The following is an 18,593-nucleotide window of genomic DNA, read 5'->3' on the forward strand; positions in this document are numbered from 1 at the left end:
GAGTAGGGTAACGCCAGGATGCCCTGCCCCGTCGAGAAGGAGACTTCGATGGCCCCCTCGAATCGCCCCTCGCAAACCCCTGTCCGGGTCGCGGTCGTCGGCGGCAACCGCATCCCCTTCGCCCGCTCGGGCAGCACATACGCCACTGCATCAAACCAGGACATGCTGACCGCCGCCATAGACGGGCTCGTGGCCCGCTTGGGCCTGGCGGGTGAGCGGCTGGGCGAGGTCGCCGCCGGTGCGGTGCTCAAACACAGCCGCGATTTCAACCTGACGCGGGAATCCGTGCTCGGCTCGCGGCTCGACCCGCGGACTCCGGCGTACGACGTGCAGCAGGCGTGCGGTACCGGCCTGGAGGCGGTCACGCTGGTGGCCAACAAGATCGCCCTGGGCCAGATCGAGGCGGGCATCGCCGGCGGGGTCGACACCACCTCCGACGCGCCGCTGGGCGTGAACGAGGACGCCCGGCGGATCATGATGGAGCTCAACCGGTCCCGCTCGCTCGGGGCCCGGCTGCGCGCGGTGAGCAAGTTCCGCCCGACGCAGCTGCGGCCCGACATCCCGCGCAACGCCGAGCCGCGCACCGGGCTGTCGATGGGCGAGCACGCCGCGCTGACCGCCGCCGAGTTCGCGATCGGCCGCGAGGAGCAGGACGAGCTGGCGCTGGCCTCGCACCGCAACCTCGCCGCCGCGTACGAGCGGGGGTTCTTCGACGACCTGGTCACGCCGTACCTCGGGCTGTCCCGCGACCAGAACCTGCGCCCGGACACGTCGCTGGAGAAGCTGGCCAAGCTCAAGCCGGTCTATGGCAAGGGCCCGGACGCCACCATGACGGCCGGCAACTCGACGCCGCTGACCGACGGCGCGGCGGTGGTGCTGCTGGCCTCGGAGGAATGGGCCAAAGCCAAGAAACTGCCCGTCCTCGCGTACTTCGAGACAGCCGAAACCGCCGCCGTGGACTTCGTCAGCGGCGCGGACGGCCTGCTCATGGCCCCGACCTACGCAGTGCCGCGGCTGCTGGAGCGCGCCGGGCTCACCCTGCAGGACTTCGACTTCTACGAGATCCACGAGGCGTTCGCGTCCCAGGTGCTCGCCACGCTCAAGGCCTGGGAGAAGTCGCTCGGGGTGATCGACCGGGCCAAGCTCAACGTCAACGGCTCCTCGCTGGCCGCCGGGCACCCGTTCGCCGCGACCGGCGGCCGGATCGTCGCCACGCTGGCCAAGCTGCTGGCCGAACGGGGCGCGGGGCGCGGGCTCATCTCGATCTGCGCGGCGGGCGGCCAGGGGGTCACGGCAATCTTGTCGCGCTGATTGCGGCCCGGGCCAATATCGTGGTCGCATGACCGTCCAGCCCACGATGCTGCGCCCGGCCACGCCCCGACCCGCCTGGCAGGTGGTCGTCGGCCTCGTACTGGTGCTCCCCGCGCTGGTGCTGCTCATCACCTCCTACGTCGAGCCGGTCTACTGGACCTTCAAGAGCTCGTTCAACAAGCTCAGCGGCATCCGCGCGATCAACGGCGGCGGTGCGGGCGAATCCGTCGGGTTCGACAACTACCGCAACGCCTTCGAGCACGGTCTCGGTGGCGCCCTCGGGTACGCCCTGCTGCTCGCCCTCCTCCCGCTGCTCGCCGTGATCCTGGTCGCGCCGGCCGTGGCCTGGGCCGCCGAGACGACCGGCAAGGCGGGGCGGTGGGTCGCGCGCGGCCTGCTGACGTTCCCGCTCGTCGCGTTCACCCCGTTCGGCATCGCCGTCGCGCACATGGTCGACGGCCACTCCCAGCTCTCCGCGTTCTGGCTCGGCACGTTCGGCTTCGTCACGGCCGCGGCCGCCCTGCTCTACCTGGCCGCCTTCCGCAGCGGCCGCAGCCCGTGGCCCGGGGTGGTCCTCGGTGGCCTGCTCGCCGTGCTGGCCGTGGTCGGCGTCGTGCTGCAGGAGGTCGGGTTCGCCGTGGCCTTCCAGAACGTGCCCGCGGACGAGCGGCACCCGTCGCCGATCCTGCTGAGCATCCAGTACGGCTTCGTCAACTTCGACTTCGGCCGCGCGACCGCCGTCTCCTCGGTCGTGCTCGTCCCCCTGCTCCTGCTCGGCGCGGCCGCGACGGTCCTGATCATCGTCACCAACCTGCGTTTCCAGGTTTCCGCGGTACCGCGTGCAGGCCGGACCTGGGGCTGGGGCCCGCTCGCCGGCGGCCTGGCGATCGTGCTGCTGATCACCCTCATCGGGATCTGGCCGTGGCTGAGCCGCATCACGAGCGACAACGAGCGCCTCAGCCCGACCTTCGTCAACACCTGGATGCCGCCGCTGATCTCGGCGCTGATCGGGGTCACCGTGGCCGCCCTGGCCGCGTTCGGGATCAGCGGGTTGCGGCCGCTCGGGAAGTACAGTGAGCTGCTTCTGCTGCCCTTCGGTTTGTTCCTGTTCGTCGGCGTCGGCCCACTGGCCCTGCGCGCCTACGCCGCCGGGTCGTCGGCGGGCCGCCTCAACACCTGGATCGCGCTGGTACCGCCCTCGCGCGTCACCATCCCCGCGCTCATCCTGCTGGCCATGCTCTTCCGGGGGCAGGCCCTGCGGCGCGAGGTGCTGCACCAGGAGGGCCGGCCCGCGTCCTGGTGGTCGGTGATCTGGCCGGGGCTGCCGATGCTGGGCCTCGCGTACGTCGGCACCTGGTTCGTGCAGGGCATCGACACGGCTTGGGCGTACATCAACGGGACCATGACGCGGCCGAACGCCCTCAACGGGGTGATGGTCTCGATGCAGTTCGTCTCGAAGGCCGACCTTCCGCTGGCGCGACTGCTGCCCCTGCCGCTGCTGCTGGTCTTCCTCGTTGTCGGAATTGCCGGGCAGCTCTGGTACCTCGACCGCGTCGCGATGCAGTACGGCCTGCCCGAGCGGGATCACCCACCCCGGACGTGAGCGGCCGGCAACAGGCCTCGATCACTTCCGCCGGGACCGGCGCCCCGCGTCGCGGCCTGCCGCGCCGCCACCGCAGGAGGGCGAACGATCAGGCGGCGCGCCTGTTGCCGGTCGCCCTTAGGCACAATGGGCGGCGTGACTAAAGCTCGGATTCCCGATGTGCTCGCCGCCCGTTATGCCTCTCCGGAACTGGTCGACATCTGGTCGCCGGAGGAGAAAGTGCGCTTGGAGCGCCGGCTCTGGCTCGCCGTGCTCAAGGGGCAGCGGGACCTCGGGGTGGCGGTGCCGGACGGGGTCGTCGAGGCCTACGAGCGGGTCCTCGACGACGTCGACCTGGTCTCCATCGCCGAGCGGGAGCGGGTCACCCGGCACGACGTGAAGGCCCGCATCGAGGAGTTCTCCGAGCTGGCCGGGCACGAGCACATCCACAAGGGGATGACCTCGCGCGACCTGACCGAGAACGTCGAGCAGCTGCAGATCCGGCTCTCGCTGGAGCTGGTGCGGGACCGGATGGTGGCCACGCTGGCGCGGCTGGCGGCGCGCGCCCAGCAGTACGACGAGCTGGTCATGGTCGGCCGCTCGCACAACGTCCCGGCCCAGGCCACGACGCTGGGCAAGCGGTTCGCGAGCGCGGCTGAGGAGCTGCTCATCGCGTACCGACGGCTGGAAAATCTGATCGAGCGCTATCCGCTGCGTGGCATCAAGGGTCCGGTCGGCACCGCGGCCGACCAGCTGGATCTCTTCGGCGGGGACGCGGGCAAGGTGGCCGAGCTCGAGCGCCAGGTCGCCGCGCACCTGGGCTTCAGCAACGTGCTGACCAGCGTCGGCCAGGTGTATCCGCGCTCGCTGGACCTCGACGTGGTGTCGGCCCTGGCCCAGGCCGTCGCCGGCCCGTCGAGCCTGGCCACCACGATCCGCCTGATGGCGGGGTACGAGCTGGTCACCGAGGGCTTCAAGGCCGGCCAGGTCGGCTCGTCGGCGATGCCGCACAAGATGAACACGCGCTCCTGCGAGCGGGTCAACGGCCTCGCCGTGATCGTCCGCGGCTACCTGTCGATGGTCGGCGAGCTGGCCGGTGACCAGTGGAACGAGGGCGACGTGTCGTGCTCGGTCGTGCGGCGGGTGGCCCTGCCCGACGCGTTCTTCGCGGTCGATGGGCTGTTTGCCACATTTTTGACGGTACTGGACGAGTTCGGGGCGTATCCCGCGGTCGTCGCCCGGGAACTCGACCGCTACCTGCCCTTCCTCGCCACGACCAGGGTCCTCGTGGCCGCGGTCGGCCGCGGGGTGGGCCGTGAGGATGCTCACGAAGCGATCAAGGAGCACGCCGTCGCCGTGGCGCTCGCCATGCGCGAAAAGGGCATCCAGGACAACGACCTCCTTACCCGGCTCGCCGGGGACGAGCGGCTGCGGTTGTCCGCGGGCGAGGTACAGGCGCTGGTGGCCGATCCTTCGCAGTTCGTCGGGGCGGCATCCGCGCAGGTCAGTGCGGTCGTCGAGCAGGTCGAAGCGGTGCTGGCGGCGCACCCGCGGGCCGGCGCCTACGTGCCGCCTCCCATCCTCTGAGCGTCGATCTTGGGCTGCTCCGGCCCCCGGTAAGATGCGTGTCGGGCGATGTTCTTCCGGGCTTCGCCGCGTGGTCGACCGAACCGTGACACGGGCGGTGATCTGCGGCGGAGCCCCGCCCGGTAGGCTCGTGTCGCTCGCCCTCGAGCGCCCGACTCAACGTCAGGAGTGCCCCGTGGCCCGCGTCGTGGTGGACGTCATGCTCAAACCGGAGATCCTGGACCCGCAGGGCCAGGCCGTCGCGAACGCGCTGCCGCGCCTCGGCGTGGACGATGTCGCGTCCGTGCGTATCGGCAAGCGCATCGAGATCGAGTTCGCGGGCGCCGCGGACCTCGACCGGGCTCGCGAGATCGCCGACAAGCTGCTGGCCAACCCCGTGATCGAGGACTTCAACCTCCGGGTCGAGGAGTCCGAGCCGGAGCCGGTGGAGGTCGAGGCGCAGTGACCGCGCGCATTGGTGTCGTCACGTTCCCCGGTTCGCTCGACGACCGCGACGCCGCCCGGGCCGTGCACCTCGCCGGGGCGGCCGCCATCCCGCTCTGGCACGCCGACGCCGACCTCTACGGAGTGGACGCCGTCATCCTGCCGGGTGGCTTCTCCTACGGTGACTACCTGCGGGCCGGCGCCATCGCCCGGTTCTCCGCGGTCATGGACTCGATCGTGAAGGCCGCCGGCGACGGGCTGCCCGTGCTCGGCATCTGCAACGGCTTCCAGGTGCTCTGCGAGGCCCACCTGCTGCCGGGCGCCCTCACCCGCAACCAGCACCTGCACTTCCGCAACCGCGACCAGGGCCTGCGGATCGAGAACAACACCACCGCCTGGACGGTCGGCTTCCAGCCGCGCCAGGAGATCGTGATCCCGGTCAAGAACGGTGAGGGCTGCTACATGGCCGACACCCGGGTGCTCGACGAGCTCGAGGGCGAGGGTCGGGTCGTGGCGCGGTACATCCGCGGAAACCCCAACGGGTCGCTGCACGACATCGCGGCCATCAGCAACGCAGCCGGCAACGTCGTCGGGATCATGCCCCACCCGGAGCACGCCGTCGAGGTGCTGACCGGTCCGTCGATCGACGGCCTGGGCATCTTCACGTCCGTGCTCGCTCACCTTGGAGCCCGTGTATGACCGCCGAGGCCTTTGACACCGTCGATCATGCTGTCAAAACTCCGGACGACGAGCAGCCCTACGAGGAACTGGGTCTGCGCGAGGACGAGTACCAGCGGATCCGCTCGATCCTGAACCGCCGCCCGACGACCTCGGAGCTGGCGATGTACTCGATCATGTGGAGCGAGCACTGCTCGTACAAGAGCAGCAAGGTACACCTGCGGCAGTTCAGTGAAAAGGCGCCGAAGTCCGATCTGATGCTGGCCGGCATCGGCGAGAACGCGGGCGTGATCCGCATCTCCGACGAGATCGCGGTCACCTTCAAGGTCGAGTCGCACAACCACCCGAGCTTCGTCGAGCCCTACCAGGGCGCCGCGACCGGCGTCGGCGGCATCGTCCGGGACATCCTGGCCATGGGCGCCCGCCCGGTCGCGGTGATGGACCCGCTGCGCTTCGGCGCCGCCGACCACGAGGACACCAAGCGCGTCCTGCCCGGGGTCGTCGCCGGCGTCGGCGGCTACGGCAACTGCCTGGGCCTGCCCAACATCGGCGGCGAGGTCGTCTTCGACCCCTGCTACCAGGGCAACCCGCTGGTCAACGCGCTCTGCGTGGGCATCCTGCCGGTCAACCGCCTGCAGAACAAGGAGGCCCACGGCCCCGGCAACATCGTCGTGCTGCTCGGCGCCAAGACCGGCCGCGACGGCATCGGCGGCGTGTCCGTCCTGGCCAGCGCCACCTTCAACGCCGACGGCCCGGCCCGCCGCCCGTCGGTCCAGGTCGGCGACCCGTTCATCGAGAAGCTGCTGATCGAGAGCTGCCTGGAGCTGTACGAGCGGGACCTCATCGTCGGCGTGCAGGACCTCGGCGGCGCGGGCCTGACCTGCGCCCTCACCGAGACCAGCGCGGCCGCCGGCACCGGCATGGACGTCGACCTCGACACCGTGCCGCTGCGCGAGGCCTCCATGGACCCGCAGGAGGTGCTGGCCAGCGAGTCGCAGGAGCGCATGCTGCTCATCGTCGACCCGGCCAAGCTCGACGAGGTCCTGCGCGTCGCCGAGCGCTGGGGCGTCATCGCCACCGCGATCGGCACTGTCACCGACACCGGCCGCCTGCTCATCAAGTGGCGGGGCGAGACCGTCGTCGACGTGCCGCCGGGCTCCCTCGTGGACGACGGCCCGGTCTACGCCCGCCCGATGCGCGAGCCGGCCGACCTCATCCTGCTGCAGGCCGACCGCGCCGAGACCCTGCCCCGCCCGCGCACCGGCGTGGAGCTGCGCGAGACCCTCCTGCGCCTCGCGGCCAGCCCCAACCTGTGCGACAAGAGCTGGGTGACCGAGCAGTACGACCGGTACGTCCAAGGCAACACGATCCTCGCCCAGCCGGAGAACGCCGGCGTCGTGCGCATCGACGAGCAGTCCGGCCTCGGCGTCGCACTGTCCGTCGACGGCAATGCGCGGTTCGCTCGCCTGGACCCGTACAACGGAGCCAAACTCGCCCTGGCCGAGGCCTATCGCAACGTGGCCACCGCCGGCGCGACCCCGCTCGCCGTGACCAACTGCCTCAACTTCGGCTCGCCGGAGGACCCGCAGGTCATGTGGCAGTTCGCCGAGGCCGTGCGCGGCCTGGCCGACGGCTGCCAGGAACTCGGGATCCCGGTCACCGGCGGCAACGTCTCCTTCTACAACTCCACCGGCTCCCAGGCCATCCACCCGACCCCGGTCGTCGGCGTCCTGGGCATCATGGGCAACGTCGGCAGCCGCGTCCCGATGGGCTTCGGCGGCGACAGCGACCTCATCATGCTGCTGGGCGAGACCACTGAAGAACTCTCCGGTTCCGAATGGGCCTGGGTGACCCACGAGCACCTGGGCGGCCTGCCCCCGCGCGTCAACCTGACCCGCGAACGCATCCTCGCCTCCGTCCTCACCGAGGCCGGCGAGCGCGGCCACCTGTCCAGCTCCCACGACCTCTCCGACGGCGGGTTGGCACAGGCGCTGGTCGAGGCCACGCTGCGGTACGACTGCGGCGCCAACATCACGCTGCCGGAGGGCCTGAACCCGTTCGTAGCCCTGTTCTCGGAGTCGACGGCCCGGGCCCTCGTGTCCGTCCCGCGCGGCCACGAGAAGGCGTTCACCGCCCTGTGCGCCCAGCACGGCCTGCCGGTCACCACGATCGGCTCGGTCGACGGCCGCAGCCGCGCGCTGGATGTTCGCGGCCAGTTCACGATCGCGCTGGACGAGCTGCGGTCGGCTTGGATGGGGACGCTGCCGGCGCTGTTCGGCGAGGTGTCGACGGAGGCGCCGGCGTACCGCACGCCGAGCGACCCGGAGCCTTCGTTGGCCTTCGAGTCTTCTCCGGCCCCTGCTACGGATCCGGCCTCGGCTTCTGGCTCGGTTTCTGGCTCGGTTTTTGAGAAGGTCGATGCTCCGGAGGTGCCGCACGCACCGCTGGACGACGACCCCGATTCCTGACCTCATGGCTGAGGGCGTCTACAGCCAGCCCGGCTCGGGCGCCCGCTTCGACTGGGGCCCGGCAGGCGCGGCAGAACTCGCACGCGTCTGCTCGGTCCTGGTCGTGGTCGACGTCCTGTCGTTCTCGACCGCGGTGGACGTGGCGGTGGGCCGCGGCATCCGGGTCCACCCGTTCCCGTGGAGCGATCAGGCCGCGGCCTACGCCAACCGCTTGGGCGCCGCGGTAGCGGTGGGGCGCAGCCAGACGAGTGCGGAGCAGCCGTGGAGCCTGTCCCCGGCGGCCCTCCAATCGGCCCCGCACGTCGACGAGCTGGTGTTGCCTTCACCGAACGGCGCCACAATCTGCTCGGCGGCCGCGTCGACGGGCGTACCGGTGGTGGCGGCGTGCCTGCGCAACGCCCCGGCGGTGGCACGCTGGTTGCACGCCCATGGCCACGGCTCCCCAACAAGCCCGGTCGGCGTGGTGGCGGCAGGCGAACTGTGGCCGGACGGCACTTTGCGCCCGTGCGTCGAGGACCTTTTGGGCGCGGCAGCGGTCTTGGACGGCCTGTCGATGCTGGGCGCACCGTTGTCGGTGGAGGCCGCGGTGTCATTGGCCGCCCTTGCGGCGGTGCGGAACGTGGCTGCTGCGGTGCGGCGGTGCGTTAGCGGGCAGGAGCTGATTCAGCGCGGCTTTGCGGAGGACGTCAGGCTGGCCTCACAGTCCGGCGTCTCCCACACCGTGCCGATCATGACCAACGGCGAGTCGTTCGCCCCCGCCTAGCGTCAGAAGAGCCGCTCCTGACCGGGCATCGCCTCGTCGTCGAGGGGACCCGCGATCCGCCAGAGCCGCACGACGCGCTCCTCATGGCTGCGGGTGAGCCACCGGCCGGCGCCGTCCGCGGGATAGATCGAGTTCTGCGTCATCGGAAACGGGTACTCCACTGTGGATCGGTACCGCATCGAGCGCGCGGACAACAGCAGATGCTCCTCGAAGTCGGTCTCGAAGTCATCGAGGTTCACCGCGACAATGACGAGCTCATCGGAGACAACCGCGGCGGCCTCGAGCAGCCTGGTGCGTTCCTCCAGCCCCGGAACGTCGTCGATGTGCCGAGCGGCCACGACCTGATCGGTGGCGACCGCGCGGACGGTGAGGAACCCGCGCGGCATCGCGAAGTACCGGTCACCCGATGGCGTGAGCCCGATGAGACTCTCGCCGTCGAGCGGCCGCAGCGCGATCCGGCCGGATTCGAGCCGGACCAGCCAGCTTCTCGAGTAGTAGCCCATCGCGACATGTAGTCCCGTCCACACACCGGTCGGGTCGCTGACGAACACGCCTTCGCCGTTGGCGGTTTCCAGTTTCGCGCGAGCGATCTCACGCCCGGTCGCCGCCTCGACCGCCACGAGTTCGTCCACGGGTGGCCGGTGCACCCACAACACGCCGTGGCAATCGAGATGACATTCCGGCGGCGCGGCGACACCGTGCTCCCCGGGCAGCCGCGACAACAGCTGCCCCCGGTAGTCCACAACGGCCAACTCCTCGCCGGTGGAGACAACGACATGCCGATCATCGGCACTGACCCGGAACCGCCGCTCTCCGGCCGGCACGTTGACCAGTGCTGTGAGCCGCAACCGGCTGTCGAGAACGCGCACCGCCGGCGCGGACGGTTCGGTGACCACCCACCCGACCCCGCCGACGTGCGTGATGTGCTCCATGTCCGGCAGGAATGCCTCAGCGATCAGGCTGGGACGCATCGCAGCAGGATTGTTCAACCGCCGACGTCGCAGTAGACGGCCATTGTGGTGCGGGGTGGGTCGGCCGTCTCCGGGACGTTCCGGGGCGACAAGCTCTCCCCGAAATGCGAGCCGGCGCAGTACTCCCCCGAGTACAACACCGACTCGCCGCCGACGACCCTGCCCGATGCGTCGCGGTAGACCAGCACTGCGCCCGTAGCCGACAGCCCCGAGCACTGCACCTCCCCCATGTTCGCCGGCAGCAGGAAGTCGCCGTCGGACTCCGGCACTCCGTCAAAGCGTTGGAACAGGCGGTTTTCCGGCTCCACCGTCACCCAGTGCGTGGTGCTCAGCACGACCTCCGCCCGCGCCACCAGTGGCACCCGGTCCGGCGGCACCCCAATCGTCGCGCCCACCGGTAAGGCAGCCCCCGGCAACACCATCGGCAGCGTCGACGACGGCAGGTCCGCCACCACGCCGCCGGAAGCGTCCAGCAACCGCACGCTCATCGACGTGCGATAAGCCGCCCAGGTAGGCGACCGGTTCGCCACCAACGCGCCCACGCTGAAGGCGGAAGCCCCCACCCGGCTGGTGCCCAGCTCCGCCACCGCCAGGCCGTCCTGCACCGGGATCGGATTGCCCAGTCGTTGCGGCAGCCGGGCCGAGCAACTGCCGTCTTCAGTACCGAAATGCCGCGCCGCTGAGCCCGAGAGCACCAGCACCAGCGCGACCGCCAGAACAAGAACCGTGAAACGCCCCCGTGTCACAAGAACCAGGCTCCGCCCCGCCACCGAGAGACCACAAGAAGCAATCTCCGCCTGTGGATAACCCCGGAAACTACAGGCTCATCTCGTACACCGAAGCGTGACCGACATGGTCGCGGATGACGTAGGTCGGGCGGCCCATCCCGTGGGCGTGGACGCGGCCCAGGTACTCGCCCAGCACGCCGATGCCGATCATCTGGGCGGACGAGAAGATCGTGACCAGGGACGCCAGGGTGGTGAAGCCGGCGACCTTGGTGTCGCCCGTGAAGTACAGCCAGATCAGGCGCAAGGTGAGCAGCACCCCGCACACGCCGATCAGGAAGCCCAGGTACGTCACCAGGCGGAGGGGCTTGGTGGAGTACCCGAGGATCATGTTGACGGCGTGCTTGGTCAGGGATCGCAGCGTGAAACCCGAGCGGCCCTCGGTGCGCTGGTCCATGCGTACCACGACGGAGCCGACGCGGGTCGTGGTCCAGGACAGGGCGATGTCGACCGAGACGTGCGGGCCGCTCACCTGGTCGAGGCCGGCGCGCAGGAACGTGCGGAAGATGCGCAGCGCGCCCAGGACGTCGGCGTTCGGCACGCCCATGGTGCGGCCCATGACCAGGTTCTTGGCGCCCCACGAGGTCAGGTTGCGCAGCGGGCCGTGCTCCTCGGACTCGGCCACCGCGTACACCACGTCCAGGTCGTCGGTGAGCGCGGCGACCAGCTTCGGCAGCTCCTCCGGCGGGTGCTGCAGGTCGTCGTCCATGGTGATGATCCGGGCGCAGTTCGCGGCGCGGATGCCGGCGATGAGGGCGTTGTGCTGGCCGTAGTTGCGGGCCATCCGGATCGCCTGCACGGCGGGGTGCTTGGCGGCCAGGTCGCGGGCGGCGTCCCAGGTGGCGTCGGTGCTGTCGACGACGAGGATGATCTCGTGGATCGGGTCGATCCCAGGCAGCACCGCATTGAGCCGCTCGACCAGCCTCGGCAGGATGCTCGCCGAGCGGTAGCAGGGCACGACGACGGAAACGGACACGGGTGCTTCCCCTTAGGCGATCGTGATGATGCGCGTGAACTCGTGCAGCAGGTCGAGGCCGTCCCAGACGCCGGCGAAGGTGAGTGCCTGGCCGAACGGGACGATCCGGTCGAGGCCGCGGCCGGCGACCAGGGTGACGAAGTCGTCGAGCTCGCCCAGCGTGAAGCCGAAGTGCGCCAGGGTCTGGTCCTTGCGCCGGATCGCGGGGGCCAGCTCGGCGAGAGAGCCGACGCTGACGTGGCAGACGGTGCCGGCACCGAGCCAGCCGCGCTGCAGCTCGCCCAGCGAGGCCAGGTCGACCTCGGCCAAAGCGTTGCCGGCGAAGGCGACCCGGGTGGCGGCCCCGTCCGCGGCGAGGGCGTAGGTGGCCACGTACTTCTCCACCGCCATGGCCGGCTCGACGGTCCAGCCGCGCAGCGAGATCTCCTCGGCCATCAGGCCGGTGAACTCGGCGCGCGCGTCCGCCGCCGCCGAATCAGCACCGACCCAGAACAGTGCCCGCGGCGAGGAGCAGGCCGCCTGGTCGAACCAGTACAGGTCGTTGGCGAACCCCGCCACCGCCGCCCGCCGCTCGGCGGGCGTAGCTGCCCGCCAGCCGGCGACCGAGACGGCGGCGAACGAGCTGCGGTCCGGGAACGCGAGCTCGCGGGCGAGCGGCCGGACCGGGTGGCGGCGCAGCGCGGTCACCGAGGCGTCCCCGCCCCACAGGACCCGCAGGTCGCACGCCGCGCTGAGGGCCGCGGTCAGGGTGTCGTCGCGATCGTACGTCACCATCCGCTGCGTCTGCGCGATCGCCGGATCGGCGTCGGCGAGCACGTCGTTCAGGGCGGCCAGCACCGCCTCGGCCGCGCCCGCCGAGCGGTTGGAGATCCGCACGATGTTGTGGTTGCCGGCCAGGGCGGAGAGGGCCCAGCTGTACACGAAGATGGTGTCCACGTTCGCCGGCGGGAAGTGCAGCACGAGGCCGCGGGGCGCACGCCGCTGCCCGGCCACCCCGTCGCCGAGGCGGGCCACGGCCCGGGCGAGCTCGCCCTTGCGCAGGAAGAAGCCGAGCGAGCCCAGCTCGGGATGGCGGCGGGCCACGTCGGGGCGCAGGAGGCGGCGGGAGAACGCGGTCAGGAAGTCGCGCACCCGCTCGTCGCCGACGACCAACGGCCCGCCGGAGGGCACGGCGGCAACCTCGGCCAACAGCGAGTCGAGGTCGAGCTGACCGGAAAAATGCGGAAATTTCACCACGAAGCTCAAACTGACGCACCCACAAACGTGTCGCTGCACCCGCGCGCCTCGGCCCGCGGCAGGCGGCCCAGAATCGAGAACCGCTTCCCCGGCCAGGCACCGTCGTCCACCCCGTGCACCACGCCCAGATCCTCGGTCAGCAGCACATGCCCCGGGTACGACTCCGGCAGCGTCGAGACGACCTCGACCAGCCCCGGCTGCCCCGGCGGCAGTGGCTCCCACGTGTCCGGGTCGCGGATCACCACGTCGGCGAAGTCGGGGCAGTACAGCGAATCGCCGTCCGGCCCCTCCAGGTACACCACGCCGATCTGCTCCACCATCCCGTAGAAGTTGTGGATGCGGGTCAGGCCCGTGCCGGTGCGGAAGGCCCGGCGGAACTCGGCGTTGCCGACCCGGCGATCGGCGAGCTTCTTCCAGCCGCCGGAGTGGATCAGGATGCCGTTGGACAGGTCGAGCTTGTGCTCGCGGGCGAGCTCGTAGAGGTACAACCAGATCATGAACGTGAAACCGAACACGAGGAACGGGCGGTCGCCGTGGGCATCCAGAAATGAGCGGACGGCCGAGAGCGAGGGGCGGCCCTCGTCGTCCAGGGCCCAGACGTGGTCGCGGCCGAACGTGACCATGCCGAGCACCCCGGCGCCGCGCGCGCTGAACGAGCGCCGGTCCTTGATGATCGACTTGGTGTCGACCACGAGCATGGGCAGCCGGCGCGGGCCGAGGACGGTCTGGATGGTCGCGCCGAGCATCCTGGTCTGCGCGGCGGCCGCCTCCTTGTCCAGGTAGATGCGGCTCACGTCGCCGGTGGTGCCGCTCGACGTGAGCACCTTGAAGACGGCCTCGTCGGGGATGCTCTTGAGTTCCCGGGTCTTGAACAGCCGCACCGGCAGCCAGGGCAGCTCGGCGGTGTCGCGGTAGACGCGGCCGACGGGGTGGCCGGTGGCGGCGAGGATGTTCGCGTACGCCGCGCCCCGCGCCCGGTGCCGCTCGGTCAGCTCGATGAGCCGGGGCAGCAGCCGCGCGTCCTTCTGCGCCTGGTCCAGGGTGAACACGCTCATGAGGCCAGCGCCCGGTAGTCGACCTTGCCGTTGCTCAGCAGCGGAAACGCCTCGATCGCGCGCACGTCGAAGCCGGTCCAGTGCAGCTTGAGCCGGTCGGCGAGGGAGCGCCGGAGGTGCGGCGGTTCGCCGTCGGTGACGAACACGATGACCTTGTCGTCGCCCGAGACGGCCGCGGCCGGGACCGGCAGCATGCGCTCGATGTCGTCCAGGTTGAGCCGTACGCCGAAGACCTTGCCGAAGCGCTTGCGGCGCCCGTCCAGCCAGAGGTACCCGTCCGCGTCGAGCCGGCCGAGGTCGCCGGTGACCAGCAGGCCCCCGTGGTCGTCGCCGCGGGCGAGGTCGGCGGCGGTCTCGGCGTACCCGAGCATGACGTTCGGCCCGCGGTAGAGCACCTCGCCGCACACGTCCGGGGCCGTGGTCTCGGTGCCGTCCTCGAGCCGGATGCTCAGCCGCCCGCCGGGAACCGCCGGGCCGACCGAGCCGAGCTTCTCGCCCAGGCGCCCCGAAGGGAGCGTGGTCAGGCGAGGTGCGGCTTCTGTCTGGCCGTACATGACGAACAGCCGGCCGCCGACGGACGCCATCCGCTCGTGGAAGTCGCGCACCAGCTCGGGGCGCAACCGGCCGCCGGCCTGGGTGAGCGTGCGCAGGGCCGGGTGGCGGGCCGGGTCGAAGCGCAGCCGGACCAGCATCTCGTACTGCGACGGCACCAGGGCCAGGGAGGTCACCCCGAACTCGTCGATGGCGGGCCAGAAGCCGCGGCCGAGCAGCCCCTCGCCCTCGACGACCACGGTGGCCCCGGCGGTCAGGTGGGTATTGAGCACCGACATGCCGTAGCTGTAGTAGAACGGCAGCGCGCTGATCGCGACCTCGTCGCCGGTGATGCCGAGCGCCTCGACGATCGAGTCGGCGTTGGCCAGCACCGCGCGCCGGGACAGCCGGACGAGCTTGGGGTTGCCGGTCGAGCCCGAGGTGGCCAGCAGCACGGCAAGGTCGGGATGCGGCGCGGTTTTCGGGGCCGTCGCACGCACCCGGTCGGTGAGCTCCGCGGGCACCGGCCCGAGGACGGCGGCCGGCTCGAAGCGGTCCACGAGCTCCAGCAGCGTCTCGTCGGGCAGGCCGGGATCGAGCAGCGCGACCGGCCGCCCGGTCTCGAACGCCGTCACGTACTGGCACACCGCCTCGACCGTGGTCGGCATGCGCAGGAACACCATGCCGGGCGGGACGTCGGTGAACAGGTCAGGGCGCACCAGATCGCGGACGACCTCGCCGGTCGCCGCGTCGATCAGCCGCGCGTTGGGATGGCGCAGGGCGGTCACACGACCACCCCGCCGTCGACGCCGATCACCTGGCCCGTGACGAACCGGGCCCGCGGGGAGAGCAGGAACGCCACGACGTCGGCGATCTCCTCGGGCCGGCCCAGGCGGCGCAGCGGGGTGGCGGCGATCCGCTCGGCCCGCCCGGCCGCGTCCAGGGTGGACAGCATGTCGGTCTCGACGAAGCCGGGGGCGACCGCGTTGACCCGGATCCCGGCCGGGCCCAGCTCCTTGGCGGCGGCGCGCGCGAGCCCGGCCACGGCGGCCTTGGAGGCGCCGTAGACGGCCTGACCGGCCGCGCCGGAGGTTCCCATGACCGATGCCAGGAGCACAACAGCAGGTGTCGTACCGCGCCGCAGCAGCTTCACCGCCGCCTGCAGGGTGTGCGCGGCGCCGGCCGCGTTCACCGCGAACAGCCGGTCCACGGCCTCGGCGCCCATCATGCCGAGCAGCCCGGCCTCGTGCACGCCCGCGTTGACGACCAGCGCGTCGAGGCGGCGGTGGCGCTCGAAGACCGCGCGGACCATGCCGGCCACGTCGTCGGGCCGGCTCACGTCGCCGTGCACCAGCAGGTGGTCGCCGGGGATGGACTCGGCCGCGGCCTTGGCCGAGCTCTCCTCGCGGCCGTGCAGGACGATCTCGAAGCCCTCGGCGGCCAGGGTCGCCGCGATCGCCCGGCCGATGCCGCGGGACGAGCCGGTGACCAGGGCGACCCGGGGCGAGCCCTCAGCCGGCGAGCGCAACGTCGTGCTTCCCCAGGATCTCGACGGCCTTGCCGAAGGAGCTCAGGTCGATGACCTCGTCAGTGTCGATCATGACGTCGAACGCGTCCTCGATCTCGGCGATGAGCGTCAGGTGGGCCAGCGAGTCCCACTGTTCGATGCCGCGGTACTCCAGCCGGTCGACGTCGAGGTCCTCCGGCAGGCCCAGCGCCGTGCGGAACGCGGCGCGGAGACGGTCGAGGTTGCTCATCGGCGGTCCTTCGGGTCGGCGCATCCCGGGCGGCCATGCGCGAGTTGTACGGCTTGTCACGCGGTTCAACGACCTAGGAGGTCCCGAAGGTGCTGCGCGAGGCCCGCGAGTCCGACGTGGAGACGATCCGCACCTGGCGAAACCACCCCAAGACCAGGGGCGCGAGCATCCACACCGCGCTCATCACGCCGGAGGGGCACGCCCTGTGGTGGGGCAAGGTGCAGTCCGACCCGGCGCGGCGCGTGCTGATCTTCAACTATCGCGGCCGGGACTGCGGGGTCGTGACGTTCAACGACCATGATCCTTCCGCCGGTACCGCGGAATGGGGCTTCTTCCTCGACGTCGACGGCCTGGAGGCGCGCGGCGAGCTGCTTCCGGCCTGGATGGAGCTGGAGAAGGCGGCGGTCGCCTACGCGTTCGACGAGATGGGGCTGCGCGCGTTCGGCGGGCGCACCCTCGCGTGGAACAAGGCGGTCATCGCGCTGCACCGGCGCTTCGGTTTCGAAGAGATTCCTTCCCGTCGGTACACCACTGAGGTCGAAGGCACCGAGCAGCTCGTGGTGTGGACGGAGAAGTCGCGGAAGTCGCGTACAACCTGAGGCATGACCGCACCCGTCCAAGGGGGCATGGGCGACCACGACTACGTCGAGTACGTCACGGCCAGGCTGCCGGCGCTGCACCGGCTGGCCTACGTGCTCAGCGGCGACGCGCACCGCGCCGACGACCTGGTCCAGCAGACCATCACCACGCTGTACGTGAAGTGGTCGCGGGTGCGCCAGGCCGACAACCTGGACCGGTACGTGCGCAGCATGCTCGTCAACACCTTCATCGACCAGCGCCGGCTCGCCTGGTCGCGGGTCCGGCTGTTCGCCGAACCGCCCGAGCGGGTGGCGTACGAGCCGGATCAGGACGAACGGACCGCCGTGCGCCAGGCGCTCGCCCGCGTGCCCCGCCGCCAGCAGGCGGTGCTCGTCCTGCGGTTCTTCTACGACCTGCCGGTGGCCGAGGTGGCCGAGATCCTCGGCGTCTCGGTGGGCACGGTGAAGAGCCAGACCGCACACGGACTGACGGCCCTGCGCCGGCTGCTCGGCGAGCAGACCGTCGCCGCCCTGACCAAGGAGCGCTGACATGGTGGACCTGAACGAGCACAACGCCGGCGACCTGCTGCGGGCCGGCCTGGACCCCGAGTCCCCGCACCCGCCCCGCGTCTCCATCGCCGCCGCGATCCACGACGGCCGACGCCGCCGCGCGTCCCGCCGGCTCGCCGTGGCCGGCGGGGTCGCCGTCGCGATCGCGGTCGCCGTGGCGGTGCCGGCCGCACTGGCCGCGACCCGCAACGACAGCGCACCGGCCGGCCCCGACCCGACGCCACCCGCGACGCCCCACCCGGTCGTCACGGACACCGGCACGCCCGGCCCGACCCGCTCGGTCCCCCCGCCGGGCGGAACCCCCGGCGCTTCGTACGCGGCGCCGCCCTTCGCCACGGCGCCCGCTGCCTGCGATGTGCACGAACTGGCGGCCCCGGCGGGCGGGGGCCCGACGGTGGTGTCGGCGGGCTCGCCGGACGGCTCGGTGCACTACGGCCTGCGGCACCGCACCGACGGCACCGATGAGGTGGTCCGCTGGCAGGCCGGGCAGCCGAGCCTGCCGACCCTCCCCGGCGAAGATCCGCTGGTCGTGGCCGTCAACAACGGCGGCGACGCGGTCGGCAACTCGACGATCGCCGGCCGGCCCGCCGCCTGGCGGCTGCACGACGGCAAGGCCACGCTGCTGCCCGGCGAGGAGCGGGCGTTCGCGAAGGCCGTCAACATCAAGGGCGATGTGGCCGGGAACCGGGGCTCGAACGACGCGAGCGGCCGCCCGATCGCGTGGCGCGGCGGCAACCCACCGGTGGAGCTGCCCTTGCCCAGCGGCGCGACCGGCGGCCGGGCGCTGGCCATCGACTTCTGGGGCACGGTCTTCGGCTCGGTCGCCTACGGCACCGCCGAGGTACCGTACTCCTGGGACGTCAACGGCACCGGCGCCCCGCTCCCGCTGCCGCCCGGGAGCACCACCGCCGTGGTCACCAGCGCCCGCGAAGGCTGGGCGTCCGGCTTCGCGGACCAGAGCACGGCCCACCCGAAGCCGGTCCGCTGGAGCACGCTGGGCGGCATCGTCGTGGTCCTCGACGGCATCGAGTCCCCGGCGGGCGAGGTGAACGCGAACGGCTTCGTGCTCGGCCGCGCCACCGACGGCCGGGCCGTACTGCTGGCCGACGACCAGCGCATCGTTCTACCGGCGATCCTGGACCCCACCGCCGCCCGGCCGAACACGCCCGTAACCCTCAGCGACGACGGCCGAACCATCGTCGGCCAGGCAACCCGACCCGACGGCAGCTTCCAAGCCGTCGTCTGGACCTGCCACTAGAACCCAACTAGGCCCCAACTAGGACCCGGTGCGGTCTTGAGGGGGTGTGGGTGGAGCGAAGCTC

General features: G+C 71.3%; 18 protein-coding genes. 10 read left to right on the forward strand and 8 right to left on the reverse strand.

Features of this window, described 5'->3' with window-relative positions; translation table 11 throughout:
* Positions 1-48 precede the first annotated feature (48 nt).
* From ACQP00_RS51025 to ACQP00_RS51055, 7 genes are all read left to right on the forward strand, one after another.
* The gene (locus tag ACQP00_RS51025; RefSeq protein WP_433211704.1) at positions 49-1,311 is read left to right on the forward strand and encodes an acetyl-CoA C-acetyltransferase; all 1,263 of its coding nucleotides are present in this window, start codon (positions 49-51) and stop codon (positions 1,309-1,311) included.
* A 28-nt stretch (positions 1,312-1,339) separates the two neighbouring features.
* Positions 1,340-2,914, forward strand: coding sequence for a hypothetical protein (locus ACQP00_RS51030; protein WP_433211706.1), 1,575 nt, complete (start codon positions 1,340-1,342; stop codon positions 2,912-2,914).
* Positions 2,915-3,049: 135 nt separating this feature from the next.
* Positions 3,050-4,480: an adenylosuccinate lyase gene (purB, locus tag ACQP00_RS51035; RefSeq protein ID WP_433211709.1), complete on the forward strand. Its 1,431-nt coding sequence runs from the start codon at positions 3,050-3,052 to the stop codon at positions 4,478-4,480.
* A gap of 175 nt (positions 4,481-4,655) precedes the next feature.
* Entirely contained in the window at positions 4,656-4,925 is a 270-nt protein-coding gene (gene purS / locus ACQP00_RS51040; RefSeq protein WP_433053310.1) for a phosphoribosylformylglycinamidine synthase subunit PurS, read from the forward strand.
* Entirely contained in the window at positions 4,922-5,602 is a 681-nt protein-coding gene (gene purQ, locus ACQP00_RS51045; RefSeq protein WP_433211712.1) for a phosphoribosylformylglycinamidine synthase subunit PurQ, read from the forward strand. The genes purS and purQ overlap by 4 nt, the downstream gene beginning before the upstream one ends.
* Positions 5,599-8,049, forward strand: coding sequence for a phosphoribosylformylglycinamidine synthase subunit PurL (purL, locus tag ACQP00_RS51050; RefSeq protein WP_433211715.1), 2,451 nt, complete (start codon positions 5,599-5,601; stop codon positions 8,047-8,049). The genes purQ and purL overlap by 4 nt, the downstream gene beginning before the upstream one ends.
* A gap of 4 nt (positions 8,050-8,053) precedes the next feature.
* Positions 8,054-8,812, forward strand: a complete 759-nt coding sequence (locus tag ACQP00_RS51055; RefSeq protein WP_433211717.1) for a 2-phosphosulfolactate phosphatase — start codon at positions 8,054-8,056, stop codon at positions 8,810-8,812.
* 2 nt (positions 8,813-8,814) lie between these two features.
* Here ACQP00_RS51055 and ACQP00_RS51060 read toward each other — a convergent pair whose 3' ends face one another.
* The 8 genes from ACQP00_RS51060 to ACQP00_RS51095 all read right to left on the reverse strand — a co-directional run bounded on the left by ACQP00_RS51060 (position 8,815) and on the right by ACQP00_RS51095 (position 16,123).
* Complete coding sequence (locus ACQP00_RS51060; protein ID WP_433211720.1) at positions 8,815-9,708, reverse strand: hypothetical protein; 894 nt, start codon at positions 9,706-9,708, stop codon at positions 8,815-8,817.
* 89 nt (positions 9,709-9,797) lie between these two features.
* On the reverse strand, positions 9,798-10,529 hold the full coding sequence (locus ACQP00_RS51065; protein ID WP_433211723.1) for a hypothetical protein: 732 nt from the start codon (positions 10,527-10,529) through the stop codon (positions 9,798-9,800).
* A gap of 70 nt (positions 10,530-10,599) precedes the next feature.
* The gene (locus tag ACQP00_RS51070) at positions 10,600-11,544 is read right to left on the reverse strand and encodes a glycosyltransferase family 2 protein (RefSeq protein ID WP_433211726.1); all 945 of its coding nucleotides are present in this window, start codon (positions 11,542-11,544) and stop codon (positions 10,600-10,602) included.
* 12 nt (positions 11,545-11,556) lie between these two features.
* Positions 11,557-12,780, reverse strand: coding sequence for an acyl-CoA reductase (locus tag ACQP00_RS51075; protein WP_433224323.1), 1,224 nt, complete (start codon positions 12,778-12,780; stop codon positions 11,557-11,559).
* A 5-nt stretch (positions 12,781-12,785) separates the two neighbouring features.
* Complete coding sequence (locus tag ACQP00_RS51080) at positions 12,786-13,835, reverse strand: acyl-protein synthetase (protein ID WP_433211729.1); 1,050 nt, start codon at positions 13,833-13,835, stop codon at positions 12,786-12,788.
* Positions 13,832-15,154, reverse strand: a complete 1,323-nt coding sequence (locus ACQP00_RS51085) for an AMP-binding protein (protein WP_433211732.1) — start codon at positions 15,152-15,154, stop codon at positions 13,832-13,834. Before ACQP00_RS51085 ends, ACQP00_RS51080 begins: the two co-directional genes overlap by 4 nt.
* Positions 15,151-15,894: an SDR family NAD(P)-dependent oxidoreductase gene (locus tag ACQP00_RS51090; protein WP_433211735.1), complete on the reverse strand. Its 744-nt coding sequence runs from the start codon at positions 15,892-15,894 to the stop codon at positions 15,151-15,153. The genes ACQP00_RS51085 and ACQP00_RS51090 overlap by 4 nt, the downstream gene beginning before the upstream one ends.
* Positions 15,878-16,123, reverse strand: a complete 246-nt coding sequence (locus tag ACQP00_RS51095; RefSeq protein ID WP_432832527.1) for an acyl carrier protein — start codon at positions 16,121-16,123, stop codon at positions 15,878-15,880. Before ACQP00_RS51095 ends, ACQP00_RS51090 begins: the two co-directional genes overlap by 17 nt.
* 89 nt (positions 16,124-16,212) lie before the next feature.
* On the opposite strand from ACQP00_RS51095, the gene ACQP00_RS51100 reads away from it, so the two are divergent.
* The 3 genes from ACQP00_RS51100 to ACQP00_RS51110 are packed head-to-tail and all read left to right on the forward strand — an operon-like array spanning position 16,213 to position 18,529.
* Positions 16,213-16,722 (forward strand): GNAT family N-acetyltransferase, encoded by a 510-nt coding sequence (locus ACQP00_RS51100; protein ID WP_433211738.1) that lies wholly within the window; start codon positions 16,213-16,215, stop codon positions 16,720-16,722.
* A 3-nt stretch (positions 16,723-16,725) separates the two neighbouring features.
* Complete coding sequence (locus ACQP00_RS51105; RefSeq protein ID WP_433211741.1) at positions 16,726-17,250, forward strand: SigE family RNA polymerase sigma factor; 525 nt, start codon at positions 16,726-16,728, stop codon at positions 17,248-17,250.
* A gap of 1 nt (position 17,251) precedes the next feature.
* Positions 17,252-18,529 carry a hypothetical protein gene (locus tag ACQP00_RS51110; protein ID WP_433211744.1) on the forward strand — a complete coding sequence of 426 codons (1,278 nt, stop codon included), beginning with the start codon at positions 17,252-17,254 and terminating at the stop codon, positions 18,527-18,529.
* The last annotated feature ends 64 nt before the right edge of the window (positions 18,530-18,593 follow it).

The organism is Dactylosporangium sp. CS-047395 (assembly GCF_050942185.1).
Lineage (GTDB): Bacteria > Actinomycetota > Actinomycetes > Mycobacteriales > Micromonosporaceae > Dactylosporangium.

Coding starts and splice junctions, on each gene's coding strand:
- ACQP00_RS51030 (WP_433211706.1), top strand. CDS start 1,340: ATGACCGTCCAGCCCACGATGCTGCGCCCGGCCACGCCCCGACCCGCC.
- ACQP00_RS51080 (WP_433211729.1), bottom strand. CDS start 13,835: ATGAGCGTGTTCACCCTGGACCAGGCGCAGAAGGACGCGCGGCTGCTG.
- ACQP00_RS51105 (WP_433211741.1), top strand. CDS start 16,726: ATGACCGCACCCGTCCAAGGGGGCATGGGCGACCACGACTACGTCGAG.
- ACQP00_RS51110 (WP_433211744.1), top strand. CDS start 17,252: ATGGTGGACCTGAACGAGCACAACGCCGGCGACCTGCTGCGGGCCGGC.
- ACQP00_RS51025 (WP_433211704.1), top strand. CDS start 49: ATGGCCCCCTCGAATCGCCCCTCGCAAACCCCTGTCCGGGTCGCGGTC.
- ACQP00_RS51095 (WP_432832527.1), bottom strand. CDS start 16,123: ATGAGCAACCTCGACCGTCTCCGCGCCGCGTTCCGCACGGCGCTGGGC.
- ACQP00_RS51055 (WP_433211717.1), top strand. CDS start 8,054: ATGGCTGAGGGCGTCTACAGCCAGCCCGGCTCGGGCGCCCGCTTCGAC.
- purL (WP_433211715.1), top strand. CDS start 5,599: ATGACCGCCGAGGCCTTTGACACCGTCGATCATGCTGTCAAAACTCCG.